The sequence below is a fragment of the Cupriavidus sp. LA-1 genome (assembly GCF_055385985.1).
Window position 1 is genome coordinate 1,089,008 of the sequence record NZ_AP031388.1, and the last position, 24,312, is coordinate 1,113,319.

At 64.4% G+C, this 24,312-nt stretch carries 22 protein-coding genes; 10 read left to right on the forward strand and 12 right to left on the reverse strand.

The window, feature by feature from the left end:
* Window positions 1–169 precede the first annotated feature (169 nt).
* From ACZ5MJ_RS24150 to ACZ5MJ_RS24170, 5 genes are read left to right on the forward strand one after another with little or no spacing between them, the layout of a single operon-like run.
* Window positions 170–514: a hypothetical protein gene (locus ACZ5MJ_RS24150; protein WP_464226185.1), complete on the forward strand. Its 345-nt coding sequence runs from the start codon at window positions 170–172 to the stop codon at window positions 512–514.
* Complete coding sequence (locus tag ACZ5MJ_RS24155) at window positions 504–1,163, forward strand: Dabb family protein (RefSeq protein ID WP_464226186.1); 660 nt, start codon at window positions 504–506, stop codon at window positions 1,161–1,163. Before ACZ5MJ_RS24150 ends, ACZ5MJ_RS24155 begins: the two co-directional genes overlap by 11 nt.
* Window positions 1,160–2,035: an SDR family NAD(P)-dependent oxidoreductase gene (locus ACZ5MJ_RS24160; protein ID WP_464226187.1), complete on the forward strand. Its 876-nt coding sequence runs from the start codon at window positions 1,160–1,162 to the stop codon at window positions 2,033–2,035. Before ACZ5MJ_RS24155 ends, ACZ5MJ_RS24160 begins: the two co-directional genes overlap by 4 nt.
* Before the next feature lie 17 nt (window positions 2,036–2,052).
* Window positions 2,053–3,060, forward strand: coding sequence for an NADP-dependent oxidoreductase (locus tag ACZ5MJ_RS24165; protein WP_464226188.1), 1,008 nt, complete (start codon window positions 2,053–2,055; stop codon window positions 3,058–3,060).
* Window positions 3,061–3,076: 16 nt separating this feature from the next.
* Window positions 3,077–4,459 (forward strand): DUF1329 domain-containing protein, encoded by a 1,383-nt coding sequence (locus ACZ5MJ_RS24170; protein WP_464226189.1) that lies wholly within the window; start codon window positions 3,077–3,079, stop codon window positions 4,457–4,459.
* A gap of 26 nt (window positions 4,460–4,485) precedes the next feature.
* On the opposite strand, the gene yddG is transcribed toward ACZ5MJ_RS24170, so the two are convergent.
* Entirely contained in the window at window positions 4,486–5,430 is a 945-nt protein-coding gene (yddG, locus tag ACZ5MJ_RS24175; RefSeq protein WP_464226593.1) for an aromatic amino acid DMT transporter YddG, read from the reverse strand.
* 451 nt (window positions 5,431–5,881) lie between these two features.
* Between yddG and ACZ5MJ_RS24180 the strand changes: the two genes are divergently transcribed.
* Window positions 5,882–6,187, forward strand: coding sequence for a panthothenate synthetase (locus ACZ5MJ_RS24180; protein WP_464226190.1), 306 nt, complete (start codon window positions 5,882–5,884; stop codon window positions 6,185–6,187).
* Window positions 6,188–6,450: 263 nt separating this feature from the next.
* Here ACZ5MJ_RS24180 and ACZ5MJ_RS24185 read toward each other — a convergent pair whose 3' ends face one another.
* Entirely contained in the window at window positions 6,451–6,696 is a 246-nt protein-coding gene (locus ACZ5MJ_RS24185; protein ID WP_464226191.1) for a hypothetical protein, read from the reverse strand.
* Window positions 6,697–7,154: 458 nt separating this feature from the next.
* Here ACZ5MJ_RS24185 and ACZ5MJ_RS24190 point away from each other — a divergent pair, with 458 nt between their 5' ends.
* Window positions 7,155–8,825 carry an MASE1 domain-containing protein gene (locus ACZ5MJ_RS24190; protein WP_464226192.1) on the forward strand — a complete coding sequence of 557 codons (1,671 nt, stop codon included), beginning with the start codon at window positions 7,155–7,157 and terminating at the stop codon, window positions 8,823–8,825.
* Window positions 8,806–9,471 (forward strand): response regulator, encoded by a 666-nt coding sequence (locus tag ACZ5MJ_RS24195; RefSeq protein ID WP_464226193.1) that lies wholly within the window; start codon window positions 8,806–8,808, stop codon window positions 9,469–9,471. Before ACZ5MJ_RS24190 ends, ACZ5MJ_RS24195 begins: the two co-directional genes overlap by 20 nt.
* A gap of 547 nt (window positions 9,472–10,018) precedes the next feature.
* Here ACZ5MJ_RS24195 and ACZ5MJ_RS24200 read toward each other — a convergent pair.
* The 10 genes from ACZ5MJ_RS24200 to ACZ5MJ_RS24245 all read right to left on the reverse strand — a co-directional run bounded on the left by ACZ5MJ_RS24200 (window position 10,019) and on the right by ACZ5MJ_RS24245 (window position 21,156).
* On the reverse strand, window positions 10,019–10,987 hold the full coding sequence (locus ACZ5MJ_RS24200; RefSeq protein ID WP_464226194.1) for a 4-hydroxy-tetrahydrodipicolinate synthase family protein: 969 nt from the start codon (window positions 10,985–10,987) through the stop codon (window positions 10,019–10,021).
* Between the two features lie 2 nt (window positions 10,988–10,989).
* On the reverse strand, window positions 10,990–11,373 hold the full coding sequence (locus tag ACZ5MJ_RS24205) for a hypothetical protein (RefSeq protein ID WP_464226195.1): 384 nt from the start codon (window positions 11,371–11,373) through the stop codon (window positions 10,990–10,992).
* Window positions 11,374–11,473: 100 nt separating this feature from the next.
* Window positions 11,474–12,280, reverse strand: a complete 807-nt coding sequence (locus ACZ5MJ_RS24210; RefSeq protein WP_464226196.1) for a TorF family putative porin — start codon at window positions 12,278–12,280, stop codon at window positions 11,474–11,476.
* 132 nt (window positions 12,281–12,412) lie between these two features.
* Window positions 12,413–13,108 (reverse strand): two-component system response regulator KdpE, encoded by a 696-nt coding sequence (gene kdpE, locus ACZ5MJ_RS24215; protein ID WP_464226197.1) that lies wholly within the window; start codon window positions 13,106–13,108, stop codon window positions 12,413–12,415.
* A 28-nt stretch (window positions 13,109–13,136) separates the two neighbouring features.
* Entirely contained in the window at window positions 13,137–15,986 is a 2,850-nt protein-coding gene (locus tag ACZ5MJ_RS24220; protein WP_464226199.1) for a DUF4118 domain-containing protein, read from the reverse strand.
* Window positions 15,987–16,101: 115 nt separating this feature from the next.
* Window positions 16,102–16,728, reverse strand: coding sequence for a potassium-transporting ATPase subunit KdpC (gene kdpC, locus ACZ5MJ_RS24225; RefSeq protein ID WP_464226200.1), 627 nt, complete (start codon window positions 16,726–16,728; stop codon window positions 16,102–16,104).
* 17 nt (window positions 16,729–16,745) lie between these two features.
* Window positions 16,746–18,980 carry a potassium-transporting ATPase subunit KdpB gene (gene kdpB, locus ACZ5MJ_RS24230; RefSeq protein WP_464226201.1) on the reverse strand — a complete coding sequence of 745 codons (2,235 nt, stop codon included), beginning with the start codon at window positions 18,978–18,980 and terminating at the stop codon, window positions 16,746–16,748.
* Window positions 18,981–19,082: 102 nt separating this feature from the next.
* Window positions 19,083–20,903 (reverse strand): potassium-transporting ATPase subunit KdpA, encoded by a 1,821-nt coding sequence (gene kdpA / locus ACZ5MJ_RS24235; RefSeq protein ID WP_464226203.1) that lies wholly within the window; start codon window positions 20,901–20,903, stop codon window positions 19,083–19,085.
* The gene (gene kdpF, locus ACZ5MJ_RS24240; RefSeq protein WP_078199188.1) at window positions 20,903–20,992 is read right to left on the reverse strand and encodes a K(+)-transporting ATPase subunit F; all 90 of its coding nucleotides are present in this window, start codon (window positions 20,990–20,992) and stop codon (window positions 20,903–20,905) included. Before kdpF ends, kdpA begins: the two co-directional genes overlap by 1 nt.
* The gene (locus tag ACZ5MJ_RS24245; RefSeq protein WP_464226205.1) at window positions 20,992–21,156 is read right to left on the reverse strand and encodes a hypothetical protein; all 165 of its coding nucleotides are present in this window, start codon (window positions 21,154–21,156) and stop codon (window positions 20,992–20,994) included. The genes kdpF and ACZ5MJ_RS24245 overlap by 1 nt, the downstream gene beginning before the upstream one ends.
* 361 nt (window positions 21,157–21,517) lie before the next feature.
* Between ACZ5MJ_RS24245 and ACZ5MJ_RS24250 the strand changes: the two genes are divergently transcribed.
* Together ACZ5MJ_RS24250 and ACZ5MJ_RS24255 are read left to right on the forward strand one after the other, a co-directional pair.
* On the forward strand, window positions 21,518–22,069 hold the full coding sequence (locus ACZ5MJ_RS24250; protein ID WP_464226206.1) for a universal stress protein: 552 nt from the start codon (window positions 21,518–21,520) through the stop codon (window positions 22,067–22,069).
* A gap of 269 nt (window positions 22,070–22,338) precedes the next feature.
* Window positions 22,339–24,309 carry an APC family permease gene (locus ACZ5MJ_RS24255; RefSeq protein ID WP_464226208.1) on the forward strand — a complete coding sequence of 657 codons (1,971 nt, stop codon included), beginning with the start codon at window positions 22,339–22,341 and terminating at the stop codon, window positions 24,307–24,309.
* The last annotated feature ends 3 nt before the right edge of the window (window positions 24,310–24,312 follow it).

Genomic DNA, 24,312 nt, shown 5'->3' on the forward strand with positions numbered 1-24,312 from the left:
GCGCAACAGCTTGCGCAAGGCCTGGGCCATGGAGGTTGCCATGCCATCAACGCCATGCCCATACGGGACAACCCACGGGACCACCCATGACCGCGCTTCCCTCCCGCAATCCTCCGGCTCCGGCACCGCGGCCTTGCTGCGCCCTGCCTGCGTCGCACGAGACACAGCCATGATCCACATACTCGATGAAATCGTGCTCGCGCCCGGGCACTTGCCCACTGTGTTGACCCTGCTGGAAGACCAGTACCTGCCCGGCAGCGCCGCCAGGGGCCTGGCGCTGCTGCAGCGCTGGGTGTCGCCGCCGGTGGCGCTGGAAGATGCACCCAATACGCTGTGGCTGCTGTGGCAAGTGCCGGATGCGCCGGCTTACTACACCATGCGCGCCAGCATCGACGCCCCGGCCCTGGCCTTCTGGTCGTCCGTCGACACGCTGTGTGAAGCCCGCCGCCGCCATGTGATGGCCGATGCGGCACATGCGCTGCCCCAGCGCAAGGAGCAATGCAATGCGGCTTGAGACTGCGCAGGTCCGATTGCATGCCGGCATCTGCGGCGGGACATCCACACCTGAGCAAGCCCTGCTTGCCCGGATCGAAACGCTGCCAGGCGTGCGCCACGTGGCAATCGGCCGCAACCTGCCGGGAAGCTGGGGCGCCGGCGACTACACGCTCGACCTGCAATTCGCGCCAGGCTGGCCCGAGTCGCCCGCTCACGACGTGGGCCTGGCTGCCGCGCTCAGCGGCATGGCAGAGGTGGATAGCGTGGCCTATAGCCCGATCTCGGGTGGACTGCGCGCCCCTCGGCTGCGCGACGGGATCTGGCGCACGCTGATGTTGCGGGTCCGGCCCCAAGCGCCGCACTGGCAGGTCCGCGGCCTTGAGCAGGACCTGTTGAGAATGCCCGAATACATGCCCGGCATCCTCAACTGGCGGCTGGCCCGCGTCCTGTCGCCCGGCACATGGACCCATGTCTGGCAGCAGGAGTTCGCCAGCGTGGACGACCTGCTGGGCGAATACCTGATGCACCCCTTCCATTGGGGCCGCGTCGACCGATGGTTCGACCCCGAGTTTCCCGAATGGACAGTCGATGCGATCTCGCATGCCTTCTGCCCGCTCACGACCAGCCTGATTGCCAACCAGAACCGCAAGGAGGAATACGCGCCATGACCGCACACGAAACACTGACAGGAAAGATTGCGCTGGTAACCGGCGCCAGCCGCGGTATCGGCCGTGCCATCGCGCAGCGCTTCGCGGCGGAAGGCGCGCTGGTGGTTGCCACGGCACGGCGCGCAGGCCAGCACGACGACGAACCTGGCACGCTGGCCGAGACCGTCAGCCTGATCAGGCGGCAAGGGGGCAGTGCCATCGCGCTGGCGGCGGACCTGGAGAACCCGGCGCAGCGCGACGACCTGGTGACGCAAGCGGCAAAGGCAGCGGGCGGACTCGACATCCTGGTCAACAATGCCGGCATGGCGGAATACGGCCGCGTCGAATCGATGCCGCTGGAAATCTTCGACAAGACGGTCGAGCACTACCTGCGCATCCCCTTCGTGCTCAGCCGTGCCGCGATCCCGCTGATGCGCACGCGCGGCGCGGGGTGGATCCTGAACCTGGGCTCAGTCACCGCCCTGCCGCCCGCGCGCCCGTATCAGGACTTTGACCGGGCTGGCGGGGTCACGGCGTATGCCGCGGTCAAGGCCGCCATCAACCGCTTCACCGAGGGCCTCGCAGCGGAACTGGAGGCCGACAATATCGCGGTCAATTCCGTGGCGCCAAGCACGGCGATCCGCACGCCAGGCAGCGAGCGCTATATCCCGGATGGCTATCCAACCGAGCCAGTGGAGTACCTGGTGGAAACCGCGCTTGCGCTCTGCAGCGTGCCCGCCCGCCTGCGCACCGGTCACGTCGCTCATAGCCTGCACTTCCCGCTGGCGCAGGGCCTGAACGTCCGCACGCTTGACGGCCAGGGCATGCTGGCGCCGCCCGTGATCCCGTCCTGGGCCCATCCTGCTTTGAACCAAGAACTGTGCGCGAGGTGAGCCCCATGGAGCGGAACATGCGCGCTGTCGTCATTGATCGTACCGGCGGACCTGAGGTACTCAGGCTTGGCGACCTGCCGAGGCCGGAACCCGCTGCCGGCGAAGTCCTGATCCGCGTGGCCTGTGCCGGCGTGAATCCGGCGGACTGGAAATGCCGTGAAGGCTATCTGAGCCACTTCATGCAATACAGCTTCCCGTTCGTGATCGGCTTCGATGCCAGCGGCGTCGTGGCCGCGGTGGGAGCCGGCGTCAACGACTTCGCCCCGGAACAGCGCGTGTTCGCGCAAACCGGGGTCGGCGCAGGCAAGTGGGGTTCCTATGCCGAGTACGTTGCGGTCAGCCAGGATTGCGTGGTGCCGATTCCCGACAACCTGGGATTTGCCGAAGCCGCGGCAGTCCCGACCCCGGCGCTGGCCGCCTGGACGGGACTCTTCGACGAAGGCGGACTCAGGCCAGGTCAGACGGTACTGGTGCATGGCGGTGCCGGCGCAGTCGGCACGTTTGCCGTGCAACTGGCAAAGGCCGCGGGGGCAACCGTCGCCGCCACCTGCAGCGCGGCACGCCGCGACGAACTGATGGCGCTCGGGTGTGACCTGGCCATCGACTACCGCGGCGGCAACATCGCCGCCGCCATGCAGGCATGGGCGCCGGCCGGCGTCGACCTGGTATTGGATGCGGTTGGCTGCGGCACCTTGCCCGACGGGATGGACCTGCTCAGGCCCGGCGGCATCCTTGTCGCCATCCTGACGCTGGTCAGTGGCGACAACGGTCCGGATCCCGCCGAAGCCGCGCGGCGCGGCGTCCGCGCCGCCCTGGCGTTCAGCAAGATGCCCAGCGGCGCGCGGCTGCGCGAGATCGCGGCATTGCTCGGCAGCGCACGCTTGCGACCGCCTCGCATCGAGTGCCTGCCGCTGGAACAGGCTGCACGCGCGCTCGACCTGGTCCAGTCGGGCAAGGCGGCAAGCAAGCTGGTGCTGCATATCGCCGAGCAAGCCAATGCCGGCGCACGCCCATCACACCATTGAAATCGGAGGAGACACAATGAAGCGCAAGGCCTTCCTGCTGTACACGATAGCCGGTGCGGTGCTGACCGCCTCACAGATCAACGCACCTTCCCTGGCCGCGATGACGCCTGATGAAGTCAGGCGCCTGGACGGCCCGCTCACGCCCATGGGTGCCGAACGGTCCGCCAACAAGGATGGCAGCATCCCCGCGTGGAGCGGCAAGTGGCAGGCCGCGCCCGCGGGCGTGGCATTCCGGCCGGGAGATGCGTATCCCGATCCCTACGCGTCGGAACAACCACTGGCAACCGTCACGGCCCAGAACCTGGAGCAGTACCGTGCTCACCTGAGCGACGGGCAGCTTGCCATGTTCAGGCTGTACCCGGCAACCTTCAAGATGGCGATCTATCCCAGCCATCGCGATTTCCGCTATGGCGATGCCGTCTACAAGGCGATCCAGCAACACGCTCCCAGGACGCAGCTGACGGCGGACGCGAACGGCCTCAAGGACTATCCGCCCACCGCGCCCTTTCCCGTCCCCAAGAGTGGCCTGGAGCTGATGTGGAACCTGCGCTTCTCTTCCGCTATTGCCGAAGAGGCAGCCGTCTACGACCAGGCGGTCGTGTATCGCGACGGCAAGATCGCGTGGGGCAAATGGAAATACGACATCTGGTCGCCGGTCAACGGCACCGCGTTTGCAAGCGGCTCGCCCCTGATCAACCGCACCTTCGCACGCGTTGAAACCGAACTGCCTTTACGCGAACGCGGCAATATCATCGTCTCCCACAATTACTGGGATCGCGAAGGTTCGGATACGGCCAGGACCTGGCAATACAATCCCGGCACCCGCCGCGTGCGGCAGGCACCCGAGTTCGGCTTCGACCAGCCGCTGGGGCCGGGCGGCTTCCGCACCGTGGACGACGATCGCCTGTTCAATGGCTCCGGCGAACGCTACGACTGGAAGATTGTCGGCAAGCGGGAAATCTATATTCCCTACCACAACTACAAGCTGATGAATCCCGCAGTCAAGTACGCCGAGCTGCTGGGCCCCAACCATCCGGCACCCGACTTCATCCGCTACGAACTGCACCGCGTCTGGGTGCTGGAAGCCAGGCTGAAGCAAGGCTTCCGGCATCAGTATGCCAAGCGCGTCCTGTACCTGGACGAGGACACCTGGATGGCCGTGCTTGCCGACAACTACGATGCCCGCGGCCAGTTGTGGCGAACCAATATGCAAGCGTCGCTCTACGCCTACGATGCACGGCGCTACTACCCGGCAGCGGCGTTCTATCATGACCTCACCGCCGGCTCCTATCTGGCGGACCGGCTGACCAATGAAGGAAAGCCGGTACGCCTGAACAACAGTCCGCAGTTCAGCGAAGCATATTTTTCGCCCGATTCGGTCCGGGGGTCGGGGCATTGACGATCAGGCAGCGCGGACGCAGGGACTCACGGCTCCTGGACACGTTCATGCGACCGCGGCAATGCTGGCGACGGGGGTGGCCTGGAGCGTCGCCCTCGCGTTGCCATCCAGCACAGGATCGACCCCGCACAAACCATGGATGCCCCCTTCCAGAAGGCGATCGACAGCGGTGTACGCAAGAGCATGGCCGCCAGGGCAGCGGAAAGAACCGGAATGAAGTAGGAAGCGCCGGCAAGGACGGTGACATTGCCATGCAGGATGCCAACATTCCAGGCCGCATAGCCGAACCCCATCGAGGAAGCGGCCAGGGCAAGATAGATCATTGCCTGATAGCTGAACGCCATCGTTCCGCTCTCCGTGGCGAAATACTTGATCCACAGCGCCAGTGCGGTAAGCATGAAGAACAGCGTGATGCCATTCTTACCTTCAGCAATCCTGCTGGTCACGGTGCAGTATGCCGCCCAGATCAAGGCACCAAGGAAGGCCAGCCCGTAGCTGAGCGGATTGTCTTTAATGTTCGCGGCCATCCCGGCGAAGTCCAACCCTTGATCGCCGCCCAGGACCCAGCAGATCCCGAGAATGGCGATCAGGAAGCCGGGAAAGATCAGGAAGCTGGCCTTCTGCCTGTTGAAGGCGATGGCAGACAACATGGTGAAGCTCGGCCACAAGTAATTGACCATGCCCACCTCGATGGCCTGCCTGCCGCTGTTCGCGTAGCCGATGGACAGAGAAAGGCACAACTCGTACGAAACGAACAGAACGCTTCCCCAAACGAGATAGCGCCTGGGAAACGCATGCATCCTGGCAAAGCCGACTGTCAGCAAGAGCAGGGCCGATGCGACGGTATAGATCATCGCCGCCCCGCCAGTCGCCCCGAGGTGCTCGCTGACGCCGCGAATCAGGCCGACAATCGAGCTCCATAACAAAATTGCGATGAGCCCGATGAGCGTTGCCTTACTCTTGTTTTGCATGACACCTGCTTGCACTTGCCTGTCGATCTGAACCAAGGAATTCTCGGAAGCGCCGTGTTCAGCCGCGTCCAACGTTGCGTCGGCACGGCTGGGCATGGCCCGTCATTTCACCTGGTTCGTATCTTACCAATCCGAGATGCCGGTCCGGATGGTCTTGCGTTCGTTGTACGGGTCATGCGCCCGGATCGACTTGTCGCCCGATGGCGAGTCGCGGCTTGCCCGCCGGCAACACGGCCAGCGCCTCAACTGCGGAGGTAGCGCTCCTGGCACGCGCGCAGCCAGGAAGATGCAGCGGTACGTGTCTTACCGCACGCGCACTGCAACGCATACCTGGGGTGCACGGCGACCATCGACTAGGTTGAAAGCCCTGGTCTGCTTCCTGTCCGCGTGCCGCACTGCTTGCGCACAGCGTCTCCGGAAGAGATCCAGCGCCCAACCCAGGAGACTGAACATGCGAATGCTTCTTAATATTCGGATACCTCATGAGCCATTCAATACTTTGGTGCGCAATGGCACGATCGGTGACGTGATGGAGAAGGTCCTGGCCGAATTGAAGCCGGAGGCGGCCTACTTTACGGAACAGAACGGCGCACGTGGTGCGATTCTCGTGGTCGACCTCGCTGATCCATCGCAGATTCCTGCCTTCGCGGAACCCTGGTTTCTGATGTTCAATGCCGATTGCGAGTTTCGCGTGGTGATGACGCCGGAGGATCTCAGGAAGGCCGGACTAGGCGCACTGGGATCGAAGTGGCAATAGCGCTCGCGGCTTCCGGCCGCTGCGTCAGTACCTTTCGGTTTCAGGACTGCAACAGACTGGTTCGGAAACCGGCGGAACCGGCACGCAGCGAACGCTGTGGCGGCTTCGCCCGGCAGGGCAAGATCGCAGGAACCGTCTCCGGACAGAAGCCACGCCGCTCAAAAAGAATCCCCCGAGGCTGTTGCTCGGGGGACATGTCTGGTTCGCGGCCGTAGACGCTGTGCGCCTGCGACATTCTCTGGTGCGGACAGTTCGGCCTTACCTTACATGTCCTCAACCAGTCCATCGCGATTGGTGATTCTCGCGCCATCGGTGAACACGTCTCTTCTGTCCGTGACTCTCGCACCATCTGAATAGACGTCAAACTTTATGCTCCTTCCCCCATCTGTATAGGGGTCTCGGGTCCCCATCATGCTGGCGCCATCGGTGTACACGTCACGCGGTCCGTTGCCGGCATAGGCCACGCCGGCGCCAAGCGCCGCCGCGAGCAGCAAGAGTGTTTTTAACATTTCTTATACCTCCATTTCAGTTGGTTGCAAGAACACCGCAGCGAACTCATTTCGCGCCGGCTTTTTACACCGCAGTTTCATACGAATGCAATGTATGCTCTAAGGGCAGGCGTATGAATAAGGCCCTGCTCCGAAAAGAGGCTAGGGGATTGCCCGATTCGCTGAGTCGTGCGGACTTCGCCCTGCGCGCATACAGAACCCGGCATCGCACCCGCGCGGCATAGGCTGGCGCTGATCAATTCCATCTGGCTGCGCTTTCCGCACAAGGGAGTTCTGGCATAGATTGATATGTGTTACGGCACCATGGTTTCGCAACATCTGGCCTGGCGCGAATTCACCGCAAACGCGTAATTCACTACAGGTGTATCGGACGCTAGCTTGCGCAAGAGTAATGGCATCGCGGCTAACGACAAAATGACTTGATGTGCCAGGGGCAGTCCCCGTATCTGAGACGAACCATGGTCATTATTCCGCGCAAGACTTGGCTCGCCCGTTTCGCTGACGTCGGCCTTGTCGCCTTGGCGTATTACGCAGGTGCGAAGCTGGGGCTGGGGTATGCGGTAGTAGGCGGTGCGGTGTCCCTGGTGTGGCCTTCCAGCGGCATCGCCCTGGTTGCGTTGCTGGTACTGGGCTTCGCTGTTGCACCGGGAATTGCCATTGGCTCCGCGTTAGCCAATATGTCGGCAGGCGTACCGCTGCCGGTGGCTGCGATGATTGGACTCGGCGCAACGGCTGCAGCCTTGACTGCGACATTGCTGCTGACGCGGGTAGCGCGCTTCCAGGTCAGCCTGGACCGGATCAGGGACGTGCTGGCGTTCATCATCCTGGCTGCGACGGCCAGCACCGTAGTGGGCGCGCTGATTGGTGCCACCGCCCTCCTGGAAGGAGGCATGGTGTCAGCCGCAGAGTACGGCGCCGCCCTGCTGGAATGGTGGCTCGGTGACATGATGGGGGTGCTCGTGGTGGCCCCGGCGCTGCTCGGCTTGCTCACGTATCCGAGTCCCGTCCGCTCCGCCAGGCGGGCAACGGAAGCGTGTGGACTGACCGCTGCCCTCTTCTGGATCAGTTACCTCATCTTCGGCGCCACCGAACTTGCCGGGCACAGCTACTATCCGGCAGCCCTGGCGATTTTCCCCTTCATTATCTGGGCCGCTCTGCGCTTCGATCACGTGGGCACCAGCCTGGCGACCTTGCTGGTCTCAATCGTGGCCATCTGGGGCACCACCCACGGCACCGGCCCCTTTGCCGTCGAATCTCCGGTGGACAGCCTCGTGAGATGGTGCACCTTCGCGAACGTCGTGGCAGTGACCGGATTGCTGCTGGTAGCTGCACGCTCCCAGGAGAAACACGTCCATGATCTCCTGCTGGCATCCCACCTCGAACTGGAACAGCGCGTGCAGGCGCGAACCCGGGACCTGAATCGGACAAACCATGAGCTGAAGCAGGAGATGGCGCGACGCCGCCTGCTGGAAGCGGAGCTGATCCGCATCAGCGATCAGCAGCAGAGGCTCATTGGCAGGGAACTGCATGACGGCCTCGGGCAGCACCTCACCAGCCTGGGCTTCTACTGTGCCACCCTGAACCAGGAACTGCAGAAGCACAACCACCCGGCCGCCGCGGAGGCGGCCACCATCGCCAGGCTGGTCGGGCAGGCGTCCCTGATGACGCGCAAGATCGCCCATGGCCTGGACCCGGTCGCCATGGAATCCGGTGGCCTTGGCGTGGCCTTGCAAGGGCTGGCAGAGAGCACCCGCGCACTGAACGGCATCGACTGCGCGCTGCACATCGACGCAGATGTGGACCTGCTGGATCCGCCGATGCAGATCAATCTTTACCGTGCGGCACAGGAGGCCGTCAATAACGCGCTGAAATACAGCCACGGCCGCCACATCTGGATCAGCCTCGAGCGCGAAGGCGGCATGCAGAGGCTTTCCGTCACTGACGACGGCGTGGGCGTCGACGCGGAACAAATGGAGCGTGCGTCGGGACTGGGACTCCACAGCCTGCGTCACCGGGCCAGCCTGATGGGCGGCGCTTGCACGGTCACCCGCAATGCCTTGGGTGGCACCACGGTTGCCATCAGCTATCCCATACCAGAGAGTCCGGGCCATGAAAGGCAAGCCGTCTAGTCCGGGCCGCGCGACGCAGATCCTGATCGTGGATGACCATCCGATCGTCCGGGACGGATTAAGCCAGTTGCTGAATCTGCATGGCGATCTGCATGTCTGCTGCGTGGCCGGCAATGCCGAAGAAGCCCTGGTGGCGATGGCCTGCCGGCCGGGTATGGCCATTGTTGACCTGAGCCTGCAATCGACCTCCGGGCTGGACCTTGTCAAGGCGCTCCGGCAACACTACCCCGAGTTGGCCATCCTCGTTCTCAGCATGCACGATGAAGCCCTGTTTGCCGAACGTGCGCTTCGGGCAGGCGCAAACGGGTACCTGATGAAACTCGAGGCCACGGAACATATTGTGAACGCCATCCGCGAGGTGCTGGCCGGCAATATCTACCTGAGCGCGGCCATGCATGAGAAGCTGGCCAGGGCCCTGGTAGTTCCCAGGAAAACCCCAACGGGCTCGATCGCGAGCCTTTCAGAACGGGAGTTCGAGGTCCTGCACCTGATCGGACTCGGCTTCAGCACCCGCGAGATTGCCGGTAAGCTGAATCGGAGCATCAAGACGATCGAGGCGCATCAGGCCAACATCAAGGAAAAACTGGGCGTTGCCAACGGCAAGGAGTTGATGCGCTTCGCCATCCAGTGGATTGAGAGCCAATAGGGCGACTATGGTCCGCGGTTCCCTGTTCCGGCAAGAGGCTCGTTCTCGGGCCTGCAGGTGGATCTGCATGCCGCTTTCGATCACCCGATTTGCCGGCATGCTGAAGCATTCGGCTGCGCTTGCGGCGCGCTATCGCTCGGTTTGCGTGAGCCCGATGAGCTCGGCCTGGTCTGCAATCCAGCCCCAGTCGACGCCAAGCTCATGATGGCAAGCAGGGCAGGTCAATGGCTGGGGCAACTTTCCGGAGACCATATCCTGAAGGGTCTCCGAATGCACATAGCCGCACGACGCGCAGGTAATGAAGATGGGCACAGGAGGTTTCATTTTCGCCTCGACACAAAAGCTGCCGGTCCGGCAACAGCCCGTCCTCCGCGTAAGGCCGAGTGGGCTGAAGTCCGGGCTTCCGGACCTGATTCCAATGTACAAACACAAGCGCAAAGCTGGTGTAAATACCCTGGTACACAGCATCAACAACGCATAAAGACCCGCTAGCTGCAGGCGTGCCGGCTGCCAGACAGCGTAGTGTCACGACCCTCGCGGCCGGCTTTCACGCCGCAAGATTGCTGTCTCGCTCCTTGTATGGAGGCGGAAGCAGAGCCATGGCCTCTTCCAGGCGCTGGACCAGCGCGAAACTGGCCGATTGCAATGGCAGCCGTGTCTCCGGCGAAACCTCGCCTGAGAGCGCCAGCGCCGCTTTCACCGGCGCGGGATTCGGCTCTGAGAACATCAGGGCAATCAGTGGCTCGAGCCGGGTGAACAAGGCACGGGCAGCGCCTGAATGGCCGGTCTGCGACAGATGCAGCAGGCGTATGAAGAGATCGGGGCGGATATGCGACGACGCCGCAATGGCGCCCGCTCCACCGCCAAGCAGGTGCGCCAGCATGGCAGTGTCCTCGCCGCACAGCACGGAAGCTTGCGAACCGGCGCAAAGCGCGGCGAGATTGCCGCTGTCGCACTCTTTCACTGCGGTGATCCGCGGATGTGCCAGCAGGGATCGGATCAGCGCGGGCGACATCCCGCAACCCGTGCGCTTCGGGACGTTGTACAGCATCAGGGGGCGGCCGCTGACACGTGCCACCTCGTTGAAATGCCAGCTGATGCCCTGATCGGACGGCCGCAGGTAGTAGGGAGCCGGCACCAGATAGCCCGCCAGGTCAAAGGCGTCGAGTTCGGCGACCTGCGCGCATACTGCGCGCGTATCCACCGCGCCTACGCCAGCCATCACCGGCAGCTCGCCATGAACGGCCTCGAGCACGGCTGCCGTGAAGACTTGCCGCTCACGGCTCGTCAGCAGGCTTCCCTCCCCGGTCGTGCCGAGGATGACCAGCCCGTTCACGCCTGCCTTGACATAGCGCTCGGCCAGCCTGGCGGCTGCCGGCAGGTCGAGCGCGCCGGCGCGCATCGGCGTGATCATCGGCACCCAGATGCCCCACGGCGATGTCCGGGGAACGGCATCGATGCCAGCGCAGGCGCGCACGGCCGGGCCGCAGAAGCTCTCCTCATCAGTGCGCCACATGCTCACGCTCCCAAGGCTGTGGTGGTGCCGAACTCCGCAGCCGGCAAGGCCATCATGATGGCGTGCATGGCGGCGTCGCGGTCGCCGCGGGCCAGATCCACATGCATCGTGGTTTGCCCGTGCCGGTAGTCCACCTCAACCACATAAGCGCGGGCAAGCTCGCCCAGTGCCCGGTGGAGGGTCTGCCGCAGCGCAAGCACATCGATGGCGGCCACGGCAAGGCGCAGCCGGATCCGGCATGGCGCCTGCAGCGGGAGCGCCCGCAGTGCGGCAACGGTGCCTTCGCCACGACGCAAGGCGATACGTCGGGGAACGGTGTCAACGGCCAGGCTTGACTGTCGCATGATTCGGTGGACCCTCGCGGTAGCGGGTCGCGTGTTGGACATGGCTTTATGCTAGCCAGCGCCGCCTAAATTTGATGCAAGGATATGCGGGTCACGCGTTAAATCGGCATCAAGATAAGCAGCGCCGGCAAAGCTCATACGCTCAGAACGTCTTCGTCAGCGAAGCCCAGGCCGCGGCCTTGCCCAAGTAGCGGCCGCGGTTCACGCTGGTGTAGACCGATTCCCTGGCGTTGGTGTCCACGTAGGCCACCGCCAGCGCAAAGCCCTTGCCCAGGTCCTTGGTCAGGCCGATCTTCCAGTCGGTGTACGAGGCGTCGCTGTTGTGCGTCACGCCCTGGTAACCCACATGCGCATTCAGCGTCAGGTCCCAGAAATTCAGCGGCACGTTGGCGCTCAGGTCGACGTAGTAGCTGTTCTTGCTGTCGTTGAAGCCGAACAGGTTTGTCACGGCATGCGAGTACTTCAGGAACACCGGGCCCCAGCCGATGCCTGCGTACAGCTCCGTGGTGTACGGACGCGGGTTGTTGTAGCCGCCCGGGTAGTAGTACTCGAGCACGCCCAGGTCATAGTTGAGTTCGAGGTCAGATACCTTGAGCGTGTTCTTGAAGCCGCCGTAGAAATCCATTTCGACCGGCGCTGACACCGACGGGTTGGCATCTTCGAGCCAGCTGATGCTCGAGTTCCAGTTGCCCACGTAAAAGCCGCTCTCATGCGCGTAGTCAAAACCGCCCTGGATGGCCGGGCGCAGGTTGGTCTGGCTGATACCGCGGTAGCGGTAGTCCGAGACCAGCGAGACGTTGGCCGTGAACGTATGCGGCGATGCCGGAGCCGCTGCGGACGTCGCGGCGTCTGGCTGGGATTGCGCCATGGCGGGCATGGCGGCGAACAGGATGATGGAAGGTACGGAACACGCAAGCAGCGCAGCCGCGGTATGGCGCAGGTCAGTCATTTTTCTTGTGACAGAAGTTGAGAAAATCCCGGTCGCCGGGAGCCTCGTCACGATATGGCCTGACACCTAAAAAATGTATCAAAAGCGGCAATGCCTGCGTGCAGATTCAATAAAGATGCGGGGGGTCCGATGCTATCCGGCAAACCGGTAGCCCAGCCCCACTTCCGTCAGCAGGTGGGCAGGCTGTGCCGGGTCCGCTTCAAGCTTATGACGCAGATGTCCCATGTAGACGCGCAGGTACTGGCTGCTTTCCGCCTGTGAAGGCCCCCAGACCTCTCGCAGTAATTCCCGGTGCGTCATGACTTTGCCGCGATGGGCGATCAGGACCGCCAGCAGCCGATACTCGATCGGGGTCAGATGCACGTCCTGTCCGGCACGGGTGACCAGCCGGTTGGCAAGATCGATGTGGACGTCGCCGAACGTGATCTGGTGGGAGCCTTGCGGGTTGGCCCTGGCATGCCGACGCAGCAGAACGCGCAGGCGCGCGATCAGTTCCCCGACGCCGAAGGGCTTGGTCAGATAGTCGTCCGCGCCTGCATCGAGCGCGCCGATCTTGTCGGCTTCCCCGCTGCGTGCGGACAGGACAAGGACCGGCACTTCGGTCCACGTACGCATCTCGCGAATCAATTGCACCCCATCGCCGTCCGGCAGCCCCAGGTCGAGTATGACAAGATCAGGCTGCCTGGTGCCCGCCTCAATCAATCCGCGCTTGAGCGACTCCGCCTCATGCACGGTGCAGCCTTCGGACTCCAGTGCCGAGCGGACAAAGCGCCGGATGTGTGGCTCGTCCTCAACGAACAGAATCGTTGGGGAAAAATCAAATGGCATGAGCCCCCTCCGTTGTGTGTGTGGCGGCTTACCCGGCATCGACCGGCTCCGGCTCCACTGCCGGCGGAATGCCGCGCTGCAATGCGAACACAAAGCGCGCGCCCGCCTGCCCGCCGGGCAAGTCCGGCCGCTGCGCCGGTTCCACCCAGATGCGCCCGCCATGCGCTTGCATGATGGCCTCGCACACGGCAAGGCCCAGGCCGACACCCGCAGTGGCAGACTCGCGCTCGCCACGCGTGAATTTCTCGAAGATCTGCCGCTCCTTGCCTTTGGGGACGCCGGGGCCGTCGTCCTCGACGGCGATCCTGATTTCATCGTCGACCTGTGCGGCAGACAGCCGGATCTCGGTGCCCGCCGGTGTGTACTTGGCGGCGTTCTCCAGCAGGTTGCACAGCACGCGTTCAATCAGCACGGCATCGCATTCGACCAGAGGTACCCCGGACAAGTCGGCGACGATGACGCGATGGCGTCCGAGGGCATCGCGCATGGCGGCAAGGCTGGCGCCAACGAGTTCCTCCACCGACTGCCATTCCTTGTTCGTGCGGACATCGCGGCTCTGCAGCTTCGCCATGTCGAGCAGGTTCACCACCATCGTCCGCATCCGCTTTGCCTGCTCAAGCATGGCGGCTACCGTTTCGTCCAGTGGCGGCGCCAGCGCGGGTTCGCTGCGCTGCATGGTTTCTGCCATGCCGATCAGGCTGGTCAGCGGGGTGCGCAGATCATGGGACACGGCGGCCAGCAACGAGCTGCGCAAACGCTCGGACTCCATCGACAGCAAGGCCTGCTGCGCGACCTCGACGTAGTGCAACCGTTCAATCGCAATGGCGATCAGGGTGCAGAAGACGTCGACCTGGCGCCGCAGCGCGGGTTGCGCAAAGGCGCGCGTGACCGCGGGTTCCACCGCCAGCACGCCCCGGGTCTGCATCGGCGCCTTCAGCGGCAGATACAGCACGGTGCTGCCCGGCAACGTATGCGTGCCAGTGCCGGCCGGCTGGCCGTGATGGAATACCCACTCCGCCAGCACACGGTCGATCGAGTCGGTGCGCGCACGGGTGTCTTGCTGGCCGGCATCGGTTACCGGCGACAGCAGGCGCCCCTCCGGCGAAACCAGGAAGAAGGCCGAGTTGGCATCGAATGCGGCGCGCAGGAAGCGGCTGCCGATCGAAACGATCTGGTCCGGCATGAGCGCGGCCGACAGCTCGCGCGCCAGTTCGTACAGCGTGCGTGCGTCTTCTTCCCGCTGCACGGCAAGTTGCGCCTGTTCACGCAAGCCGGCAGTCAGTTGCCCAATGACCAGGCCGACGGAAAGCAGCACCAGGAAAGTCAGCAGGTATTGCACATCGCTCACGGCAAATGACAGCCGCGGCGGCACGAAGAAGAAATCGAAAGCCGCCACGGCCAGTACCGAGGCCAGCGCGGCCGGTCCGCGGCCATGACGAAGCGCGACCCCGACCACCGCCGCCAGGAACAGCATGGCGATATTGACGATATCGAACCAGGGATACGCCAGCGCCGACAGTGCCGTGGCCCCCGCGCACCATACGGCGGCCCAGAGGTAGTCCTTGCGTGTGGCCCCGTCGGCAGCCTCGGGGGCTTCCGGCTCGTCGGCGCCGTGGCGCGGGCGAATGTCGGCACGGGTCGTGTCGGCCGCCACGCGGATGATATCGATCTCCGGGCACCCGAGCGCCAGCGCATCGGCAAAGCTGCGGCGTCCGAACAACCAGGCTGGCGCATTCACAAAGGGCGACAAGGCCAGGCCAAGCAGCGACCGCGCCCGTTCCGCGAGCGAGGCCCCGCCCCGGCGCCAGTCTGCCGGCGCCCGCCCGATCACCACCTTGGTCAGGTTGTGGCGCCGGACATAGCCGACAATGGCCTGGACCATGTCGTTGCCGGCCAGTGTCTCGGTGCGCGCGCCCAGCTCCTCGGCAAGGCGCATGGCCGTCTGCAGGCGGACCCTGGCGGCATTGGACGGCGGCGCCAGCCTCGGCGTGGCGATCGTCACCACATGCCAGTCGCAATCAAGCTGGCCGGCAAGCCTGCGGGCACTCTTGACGACCTGCTCGGCATCGTCGCCGCTGCCGATGCAGGCGAGCACTGCCTCGCGGGTCCGCCAGACCGATTGCACGGCTTCGGACTGGCGCCAGGCACGGACATCGTCGTCGACGCGATCGGCGGTGCGGCGCAGCGCCAGTTCGCGCAGGGCGATCAGGTTGCCTTTCCTGAAGAAGTTGCGCGCCGCATGCCGGGCCTGCTCGGGCAGGTAGACCTTGCCTTCCTTCAGCCGGCGCAACAGTTCATCGGCGGGCAGGTCGACCAGCACCACTTCGTCTGCGCTGTCGAAGACGATGTCGGGCACGGTTTCCCACACACGGATACCCGTGATGCCACCCACAGCCTCGTTCAGGCTGTCGAGGTGCTGCACGTTGACCGTGGTCCAGACGTCGATGCCGGCGGCCTGCAGTTCCTGTATGTCCTGCCAGCGCTTGGGATGGCGGCTTCCCGGCGCATTGGAATGCGCCAGCTCGTCCACCAGGATCAGCGCTGGTTGCCGGGCCAGGGCCGCGTCAAGGTCAAACTCCCTGAGCACCCGCTCGCGGTACGGCACATCCTTCATCGGCAGCCGCTCGATACCGGCAATCAGCGCTTCGGTCTCCGCGCGGCCGTGGGTCTCCACGATGCCAATGACGACATCCGTGCCCTGCGCGGACGCCACCCGCGCCGCGGTAAGCATGGCAAAGGTCTTGCCTACGCCGGCCGAAGCGCCGAAATAGACCCTGAGCTTGCCGCGCGCTGCCCGCTCACCTTCGGCCTGCACCAACTGCAGCAGCGCGTCGGGGTCGGGCCGTGCGCCGGCATCGCGGGATTCGATGTCAGGCATGGGAAGGCTCACCCTTGACCCTGGCACAGGCAGTCCCGGCCAGCCTCATATCCGGGGGCCTCTGCCGCTGTGGGGGGCGTGCAGTCCCCCAAGGATCGCCCGATCTTCAGGATCTTCATCGCCTTGGTGCAACGCCGTCCAGTGCAAGGTTCAGCTTCAGGACATTGACGCCCGGGTCGCCCAGTACCGGCAGCAACGGCGCTTCGGTGCTCGCGGCGATCAGCTGCCTCACCTGTTCGACGGGAATCCCCCGGAGCCGGGCAACGCGCGCGGCCTGGTACCCGGCCGCGGCAGGACTGATATGCGGATCCAGCCCGCTTCCGGATGCCGTGACCAGGTCCACCGGCACCGGCGCCTGGTTGTCGGGGTCAGCGGTGTGCAGCGCGTCGATGCGCGCACGCGCCGCGTCGGTCAGCGCCGGATTGGTGGGACCCAGGTTCGAACCGCCCGAAGCCGCGGGGTTATACGGCATCGGCGCGGTCGCCGACAACCGGCCCCAGAAGTACTTCGGGTCGGAGAACGGCTGGCCGATCAGTTCCGATCCGACGGCCCTGCCGTCCTTCTCGATCAGCGAGCCGCCTGCCTGATGCGGAAACACGGCTTTGGAGATGGCGGTAATCACGCCGGGGTACAACAGGCCGGTAATCAGCGACAGCGCGATAAACACCGCCACCATCGGCCGGACAAGGCCCGCCTGCTCGGGAGGCGAGGATGCCTGCGGGGACTGCGCTTGCGTATTCATGAAAGCTCCGAGGGAAATCAGACCCAGCCAAACAGGGCAAGGATCATGTCGATCAACTTGATACCCGCAAACGGCACTAGTATGCCGCCAAGACCGTAGATCAGCAGGTTGCGGCGCAGCAATACCGCGGCGCCCAGCGGCCGGTAGACCACGCCCTTCAGCGCAAGCGGAATCAGCACGACGATGATCAGCGCATTGAAGATCACTGCCGACATGATGGCAGATGCCGGCGTGGCGAGCCCCATCACATTCAGCAGGTTAAGCTGCGGATACGTGGTGGCAAACGCCGCCGGGATGATCGCGAAGTACTTGGCGATGTCGTTGGCGACGCTGAAGGTCGTCAGCGAGCCGCGCGTCATCAGCATCTGCTTGCCGATCTCGACAATCTCGATCAGCTTGGTCGGGTTGCTGTCCAGGTCCACCATGTTCCCGGCTTCCTTGGCCGCCTGCGTGCCGCTGTTCATCGCCACGGCGACGTCGGCCTGGGCGAGTGCCGGCGCATCGTTGGTGCCGTCACCGGTCATCGCAACCAGCCGCCCTTCGGCCTGGTACTGCCGGATCAGCTTGAGCTTGGCTTCGGGCGTGGCTTCCGCCAGGAAGTCATCAACGCCGGCTTCGGCGGCGATCGAGGCCGCTGTCAGGCGGTTGTCGCCGGTGATCATGACGGTCCTGATGCCCATCTTGCGCAGTTCGCTGAAGCGCTCGCGAATGCCGGTCTTGACGATGTCCTTCAGTTCAATCACGCCAAGCACGCGCACTGTAGCGCCGTTGCCGTCCGCTACCACCAGCGGCGTGCTGCCGACACGGGCGACCTCATCAACGGCCTGCAAGACCGCATCGGGGAACTTGCCGGCGCGATCCGTCACGTACCGGCGCACGGCATCGGCTGCGCCCTTGCGCACGTTACGCTCGCTGCCACCATCGCTCAGATCGACACCGCTCATGCGGGTCTGGGCACTGAACGGCACGAACTCCGGCTTCAGGCTTGCCATCGCCGGCGCCGTCAGCCCCGGCTGCTGGCGCGCCAGCGTGATGATGCTGCGGCCTTCCGGGGTCTCGTCGGCCAGCGACGACAGCCACGCCGCTTCCGCGAGCTGCAGCAGCGACACGCCCGGCGCCGGGATAAAGCGCGATGCCTGCCGGTTGCCATGGGTAATCGTGCCGGTCTTGTCCAGCAGCAGCACGTCCACGTCACCGGCGGCTTCGACCGCACGGCCCGACGTGGCGATCACGTTCGCTTCCATCATCCGGCTCATGCCGGCAACACCGATGGCCGACAGCAATCCGCCGATGGTGGTGGGGATCAGGCAGACCAGCAGCGCCACCAGTACGGTGATTGTCACCGGCATGCCGGCCTTTGTCACCAGGACGCTGTAGAGCGAGAACGGCTGCAGCGTGGCCGTGGCCAGCAGCAGCACGAGGGTCAGGCCGACCAGCAGGATGGTCAGGGCCAGCTCATTCGGTGTCTTCTGCCGCTTGGCGCCTTCGACCATCGTGATCATGCGGTCGATGAAGCTCTCGCCCGGGTTGGTCGTAATGCGCGCCACGATCCAGTCAGACAGCACGCGCGTGCCGCCGGTCACCGAGGAGAAGTCGCCGCCTGATTCACGGATGACCGGCGCGGATTCGCCGGTGATGGCGCTCTCGTCAACCGAGGCCACGCCCTCGATCACTTCGCCGTCGCCGGGGATCATCTCGCCGGCCTGCACCAGCACGATGTCGCCGCGCCGCAGCGCCGTCGCTGGACGGGCCTCGGTGGCGCCGCCGCGGCTGCCTTCCTTCAGCACACGCGCGGTGACCGTGGTCTTGAGGCCGCGCAGCGCCTCGGCCTGCTGCTTGCTCCGCCCTTCTGCCATCGCCTCGGCAAAATTGGCGAACAGTACCGTGAACCACAGCCAGACCGACACCGCCAGGATAAAGCCCGCGCTTTCTCCGCCAGGCGCCGCCGCCGGCGCAAACAGCCCCCGGAAGAAGAGGATGGTCGTCAGGATGCTGCCCACATAGACGACGAACATCACCGGGTTGCGCAACTGGTCCCTCGGCGACAACTTCCGGAAGGCCGCGGCGAGCGCAGGCTTGACCAGTTCCGGCGCGAACATGCTGCGCGGTGCCGGGCGATGATGGTGGGGAGGGTAGGCATCGCGTTGCAGCCCGGACACCGGCGCGCCCTTCGCCTGGAGCGTGTCGGAAGTAGAAGCGTCGGGCGTCGTGCCGCTGCGCTTGGCCGCCGGGGCCATCGAATCATGTTGCATGGTTTCTCCGCAATCCGCTGGAGACACCCGGCACCCGCCGCTGCATCGCAGCGCGGTACCAGACGTGTCGGAATGCTCGATATGTCTTCGTCAGTGGTCGTCTTACTTCGCCGCGGTGGCCGTCACCGCGCCCTGGAGCTGCTCGGCAACCGGTCCGAGCGCCAGGGCCGGCACGTAGGTCAGCGCGCCCACCATCAGCACCGTCCCCACCAGCAGGACAACGAACAGGGGACCGTGCGTGGGCATCGTGCCGCCGCTGGGCGGCACGCGCTTCTTGGCCGCGAGCGAGCCTGCCAGCGCGAGCACCGGGATGATGATCCAGAAGCGCCCGAACCACATGGCCGCCGCCAGCAGCGTGTTGTAGAACGGCGTGTTGGCGGAGAGGCCGGCGAACGCACTGCCGTTGTTGTTGGCCGCCGACGAAAGCGCGTAAAGGATCTCCGAGAAGCCGTGCGTACCCGGATTGAATACGCCCGCGCGCCCCGCTTCGGCCATTACCGCCACGGACGTGCCGAGCAGCACCAGCAGCGGCGTGACCAGGATCGCGACGGCGGTCATCTTCATTTCATAGGTTTCGATCTTCTTGCCCAGGTACTCCGGCGTGCGGCCGATCATCAGGCCGGCGATGAACACGGCAAGCACCGCATAGACGAGCATGCCGTACAGCCCCGAACCGACGCCGCCGAACACCACTTCGCCCAGTTGAATCAGCAGCATCGGCACCAGCCCGCCGATGGCGGTGAAGGAGTCGTGCATGGCATTGACGGCGCCGCACGAAGCCGCGGTCGTGATGGTGGCGAACAGCGCCGACGCCGCCATGCCGAAGCGCGTCTCCTTGCCCTCCATATTGCCGCCGGCCTGCAACAGGGATCTGGCATGGTCGACCGGCAAGCCGGACAACGCAGCATTGGTCATTTGTTCGGACATCGCGGCAACGCAAGCCATGGCGACAAAGATCACCGTCATGGAGGCCAGCACGGCCACCCCCTGCCGCCTGTCTCCCACCATCTCGCCAAATGTGAAACAAAGCGCCGCGGGGATCAGGAAGATTGCCAGCATCTGGATGAAGTTGGCCAGGGCATTCGGATTCTCGAACGGATGCGCCGAGTTGGCGTTGAAGAAGCCGCCGCCATTGGTGCCAAGCATCTTGATGGCCTCTTGCGAGGCGACCGGCCCCATTGCCAGGGTCTGCTTGTCCGTCTTCATGGCCTCCATGACCGGCTTGCCCTGTGCATCGAGCACCGGCTGGCCGGCGCCATCGACCTTGGGCTGGCTGTATTCGACCGCCGTCACAAGGCTGACTTCCTTGTAGGCATCGAAATTCTGGATCACGCCCTGGCTGACAAAGGCCAGCGCGATCACCGTGGCAATCGGCGCCAGTACATACAGGGTGGTCCGGGTCATGTCGACCCAGAAGTTGCCGATGGTGGCCGCACTCTGGCGCGCGAAGCCGCGAATCAGCGCGAACACCACCGCGATGCCGGTTGCGGCCGACAGGAAGTTCTGCACCGTGAGCGCGAGCATCTGGGTCAGATAGCCCATGGTCGACTCACCGGAATAGCCTTGCCAGTTGGTGTTCGTGACAAAACTGATGGCGGTGTTGAAGGCCGAGTCGGGCGTGACCGCACCAAAGCCCTGCGGATTCAGCGGCAACAGGCCCTGCAGACGCTGCAGCGCGTAGACCGCCACCACGCCAAGCAGGTTGAAGGCAAGCACCGCGACGGTGTACTGCTTCCACCCCATCTCGGCATCGGCGCGCACGCCGCCCAGGCGATACAGCAATCGCTCCAGGGGGCGGCCCCACGCGGTCAGCGCGTAGCGGCCATCCTCCACGGCCCGCCGCAGATAGCGGCCGAGGAATGGCGCGCAAGCCAGGAGGATTGCGAGATACAGGATCAGCAGGCCCACGAATTGGGAGGACATCAGAATTTCTCCGGCCGGAACAGCGCAACAAGGAGGTAAACAAAAATGGCTGCGGCCAGCGCGCCGCTCAGCAGATCGGTCCAGCTCATCACTGCCCCCTGTCCGACGCGCTGTTCTTTCCCAGCACCTGGTGATGCGGACCGCCCTGCCCGGTGCCCGCCGAAGATTGCGGGGCCAGCACGGCGCAAAGCCCCAGCAGGGCTGCGCTAAGCACGGCGAAGCCGATTAATACGATCAGAAAGATCCCGTCCATGACTAAACACCCTTGCGTGATTTCCGGTTTGCAGCTTAGCGACGGGGTAGTAAAAACAGGGTAGAAAGGTGGCCGGTGCGTATAAAGAACGCATAAAGATGGTGGGAAGCGGGTGCGGCAAGCGAGAACAAAGGCACTTTAGTGCCGGCTTGCCCCCTGATATCGGCTCGGAGGTGATGCCAGAGCTGCCCGCGACAAGGCACCTGGCTTGCCGCCCGAGGGCATCGGGTCAGGAACCGCCCGGCCGACCAATGCTTCTTTATCAGATCTTTATGCACTGCCGCCATTTATTGATGCACGGTAAACGCGTCCTTGCATACGCTGGTTGCATAGGATTTGCCGCTACCAGTGTTGAACCGCCATGATCAAGCTCCTCGTCGCTGTTGACGGCTCAGATAGTTCGTTATGGGCCGTCCGGCATGCAGCGTTCCTCTACCGAGAGGGCAGCGTCGTGCAGGTCGTGCTGCTCAACGCGCAAGCGCCGATTGAGCATGGAAGGGCCAGTGCCTACCACTCCCTCGCCGAGCTGCGAGAGCGAGAACGCAGGGAAGGGGAAGCCGCACTGGCACGTGCAGGCGAAATCCTTGACGATTCCGGCGTGGATTACGTGGCGCAGATCGGCATCGGTGCGCCCGCGAACACGATATTGAATGCCGCACAGGCGTGCCAATGCGACGGTATCGTGTTGGGCCTGTCAGCCTGGGCGCGGGTCCTGGCCCTGGCAGGCGCCGGTACGCCGGCCAAGGTCATGCGACGCTCCCGCGTTCCCGTCACGCTGGTCAATGCCCCCCCGCACGCACAGGTCCCATCCGAGTTCACGGTGCACCGGCCACGCACCAGTCATGCACACCCTGCGCTTGTCGTCTATCCGTCTGCATCCGTGCCTCGATGCGTTGACAGGCTTGCCCACTGAGAGCCACCCTCAGGGCCTGCCGGCTCGGCGCGCTCCACGGAGGCCCCGCTTGCCGCCGAGCGATATGGACTGAGCGCCGAGCGCCTGAAGCGTTGGGAAGCCCCTGCAGCCGGCCGTTGCGAGCTTGGGTGCCTGCCGCCGTTGCGCCTACATTATTCCCAAAGGGCTATCAACCCCTTCCGCTGGCACCCGCGCCGCGACGCCGCCAGCCCTGAGTCCGAGCGCGGCGCCTCGCGTGCTGCGTTGCATTAGCGTGCCGGGTGGCGAAAATGGCGGAATTATCAAGGTGGTGGAAGGTCCTGGCCGGCAAGCCGCTCGATCCGCTCGACCCAGGGACCCGTCACGCGATCGCTGTCGCGCCGGTTCTTGCCTGGGTCGGACTCGGCGCGGACGGTCTCTCCTCGTCTTGCTACGGCCCGGAGGAAGCCTTCCTCGCGCTCGGCGCGCACACTCCGCTGGCAGTGTTCCTCGCGTTCGCCACGGCGGCGACGGTCTTCATTATTGCGGTCGGGTACAACCAGGTCATCGAACTCTTCCCTACCGGGGGCGGTGGCTATCGAGTGGCCACGGCACTGCTCGGTCCGCGTCCCGGGCTGGTGTCCGGCGCGGCCTTGCTGGTGGACTATGTGCTGACCGTGGCCACCTCGCTGGCCAGCGGCGTCGATGCCTTCTTCAGCCTGCTGCCGGTCGGGGCGCAGGCGTTCAAGCTGGCGACGGAGCTGGTGCTGGTGGCACTAATGACCGGCCTCAACTTTCGCGGGATGAAGGAGTCGATCCTGATCCTGATGCCGATCTTTCTTGGCTTCGTCGTGCTGCACCTGGGGTTGATTTCCTATGGCATCGTCGCCCACGCCGATCATCTCGTTGCCGTGGTACCGGACGCCGTGGGCGAAGCGTCGAAGCTTTCGCAAGTCGTCGGGCCCATGGCGGTAGCCGCTATCCTGATGCGTGCATTCTCGCTGGGTGGCGGCACTTATACCGGCCTGGAGGCCGTGTCGAACAATGTCAATATGCTGGCCGAGCCCCGCGTCCCCAATGGAAAGTGGACGATGTTTTACATGGCAACCTCGCTCGCCTTCACGGCAGGGGGCATCATCCTCCTCTACATGCTCTGGAACGCCAAGCCAGCCGAAGGGCAGACACTGAACGCCGTCGTATTCGCCAACATCATCGACAACCTTGGGCTGGGGTCGGATTTTGCCCGCCATGCGCTGCTGGCCTCCGTGCTCGCATTCGAAGCGGGGCTCCTGCTGGTCGGGGCCCAGACCGGCTTCCTGGACGGGCCCGCGGTGCTGTCCAATATGGCGGGGGATTACTGGGTCCCCCGGCACTTTCGCGACCTCTCGACCCGGCTGGTCCGGCAAAACGGCGTCATCGTGATGGGGCTCGCCAGTCTTCTGATCCTGCTGTGGACACACGGCCAGGTCGCGGTGCTGGTGGTCCTCTACAGCATCAACGTATTCCTGACCTTCAGCCTGTCGCTGTTTGGCTTGTGCATCTATTGGTGGCGCCACCGCCATGAGGGCGGCCAATGGATCATCCGGTTCGCCCTCTCGGTGCTGGGCTTCACCGTCACCGCGACCGTACTTGTCATTACCCTGGTCGAAAAATTTACCGCCGGCGGCTGGCTGACCGTGCTGGTCACAAGCGCCGTCGTTGGCGTGTGCTTCCTTATCAAGCGCCACTACACCGAGACGCGCGCCGAGCTCGCGCGCGAAGATGAGCTCTTTGCGGGCAATCCGCCGTCGGTCGATGCCAGCCGGATCCGGCCGCTCGATCCGGCCCAACCCACGGCCGTCTTGCTGGTGGGCAAGCATCGCGGCGTCAGCATGCATGCCTTGCTGTGGGTCGAGCGGCTATTCCCCGGCCATTTCAAGAATGTGATCTTCCTGGCGGTGGGCGAGGTCGATGCCCATAGTTATGAAGGACAAGAAGCCCTCCATCGCCTGCAGAATGCGATTGGCGCGTCGTTACGCTACTACGTCGGCCATTGTCACCGCCACGGCCTTGCAGCGGATTCCCGGGTGGCATTCGGCACAGACCCGGTACGCGAATTCATGAAGCTTGCCGAAGCCGTGCTGGAGGAATATCCAAACAGCGTCTGCTTTGCCAGCAAACTCATCTTTCAGCAGGTCAATTTCCTGACCGCATGGTTGCACAATCAGACCCCGGTAGAACTGCAGGCGCGCCTGCACTTGCGGGGCAAACAGATGGTGCTGCTGCCGATGAACGTGCCCTGACTG

Excerpts from the sequence above, each read along its gene's own strand:
- ACZ5MJ_RS24150 (WP_464226185.1), top strand. The coding sequence starts at position 170 with ATGATCCACATACTCGATGAAATCGTGCTCGCGCCCGGGCACTTGCCC.
- ACZ5MJ_RS24155 (WP_464226186.1), top strand. The coding sequence starts at position 504 with ATGCGGCTTGAGACTGCGCAGGTCCGATTGCATGCCGGCATCTGCGGC.
- ACZ5MJ_RS24160 (WP_464226187.1), top strand. The coding sequence starts at position 1,160 with ATGACCGCACACGAAACACTGACAGGAAAGATTGCGCTGGTAACCGGC.
- ACZ5MJ_RS24165 (WP_464226188.1), top strand. The coding sequence starts at position 2,053 with ATGCGCGCTGTCGTCATTGATCGTACCGGCGGACCTGAGGTACTCAGG.
- ACZ5MJ_RS24170 (WP_464226189.1), top strand. The coding sequence starts at position 3,077 with ATGAAGCGCAAGGCCTTCCTGCTGTACACGATAGCCGGTGCGGTGCTG.
- yddG (WP_464226593.1), bottom strand. The coding sequence starts at position 5,430 with ATGCAAAACAAGAGTAAGGCAACGCTCATCGGGCTCATCGCAATTTTG.
- ACZ5MJ_RS24180 (WP_464226190.1), top strand. The coding sequence starts at position 5,882 with ATGCGAATGCTTCTTAATATTCGGATACCTCATGAGCCATTCAATACT.
- ACZ5MJ_RS24185 (WP_464226191.1), bottom strand. The coding sequence starts at position 6,696 with ATGTTAAAAACACTCTTGCTGCTCGCGGCGGCGCTTGGCGCCGGCGTG.
- ACZ5MJ_RS24190 (WP_464226192.1), top strand. The coding sequence starts at position 7,155 with ATGGTCATTATTCCGCGCAAGACTTGGCTCGCCCGTTTCGCTGACGTC.
- ACZ5MJ_RS24195 (WP_464226193.1), top strand. The coding sequence starts at position 8,806 with ATGAAAGGCAAGCCGTCTAGTCCGGGCCGCGCGACGCAGATCCTGATC.
- ACZ5MJ_RS24200 (WP_464226194.1), bottom strand. The coding sequence starts at position 10,987 with ATGTGGCGCACTGATGAGGAGAGCTTCTGCGGCCCGGCCGTGCGCGCC.
- ACZ5MJ_RS24205 (WP_464226195.1), bottom strand. The coding sequence starts at position 11,373 with ATGTCCAACACGCGACCCGCTACCGCGAGGGTCCACCGAATCATGCGA.
- ACZ5MJ_RS24210 (WP_464226196.1), bottom strand. The coding sequence starts at position 12,280 with ATGACTGACCTGCGCCATACCGCGGCTGCGCTGCTTGCGTGTTCCGTA.
- kdpE (WP_464226197.1), bottom strand. The coding sequence starts at position 13,108 with ATGCCATTTGATTTTTCCCCAACGATTCTGTTCGTTGAGGACGAGCCA.
- ACZ5MJ_RS24220 (WP_464226199.1), bottom strand. The coding sequence starts at position 15,986 with ATGCCTGACATCGAATCCCGCGATGCCGGCGCACGGCCCGACCCCGAC.
- kdpC (WP_464226200.1), bottom strand. The coding sequence starts at position 16,728 with ATGAATACGCAAGCGCAGTCCCCGCAGGCATCCTCGCCTCCCGAGCAG.
- kdpB (WP_464226201.1), bottom strand. The coding sequence starts at position 18,980 with ATGCAACATGATTCGATGGCCCCGGCGGCCAAGCGCAGCGGCACGACG.
- kdpA (WP_464226203.1), bottom strand. The coding sequence starts at position 20,903 with ATGTCCTCCCAATTCGTGGGCCTGCTGATCCTGTATCTCGCAATCCTC.
- kdpF (WP_078199188.1), bottom strand. The coding sequence starts at position 20,992 with ATGAGCTGGACCGATCTGCTGAGCGGCGCGCTGGCCGCAGCCATTTTT.
- ACZ5MJ_RS24245 (WP_464226205.1), bottom strand. The coding sequence starts at position 21,156 with ATGGACGGGATCTTTCTGATCGTATTAATCGGCTTCGCCGTGCTTAGC.
- ACZ5MJ_RS24250 (WP_464226206.1), top strand. The coding sequence starts at position 21,518 with ATGATCAAGCTCCTCGTCGCTGTTGACGGCTCAGATAGTTCGTTATGG.
- ACZ5MJ_RS24255 (WP_464226208.1), top strand. The coding sequence starts at position 22,339 with ATGGCGGAATTATCAAGGTGGTGGAAGGTCCTGGCCGGCAAGCCGCTC.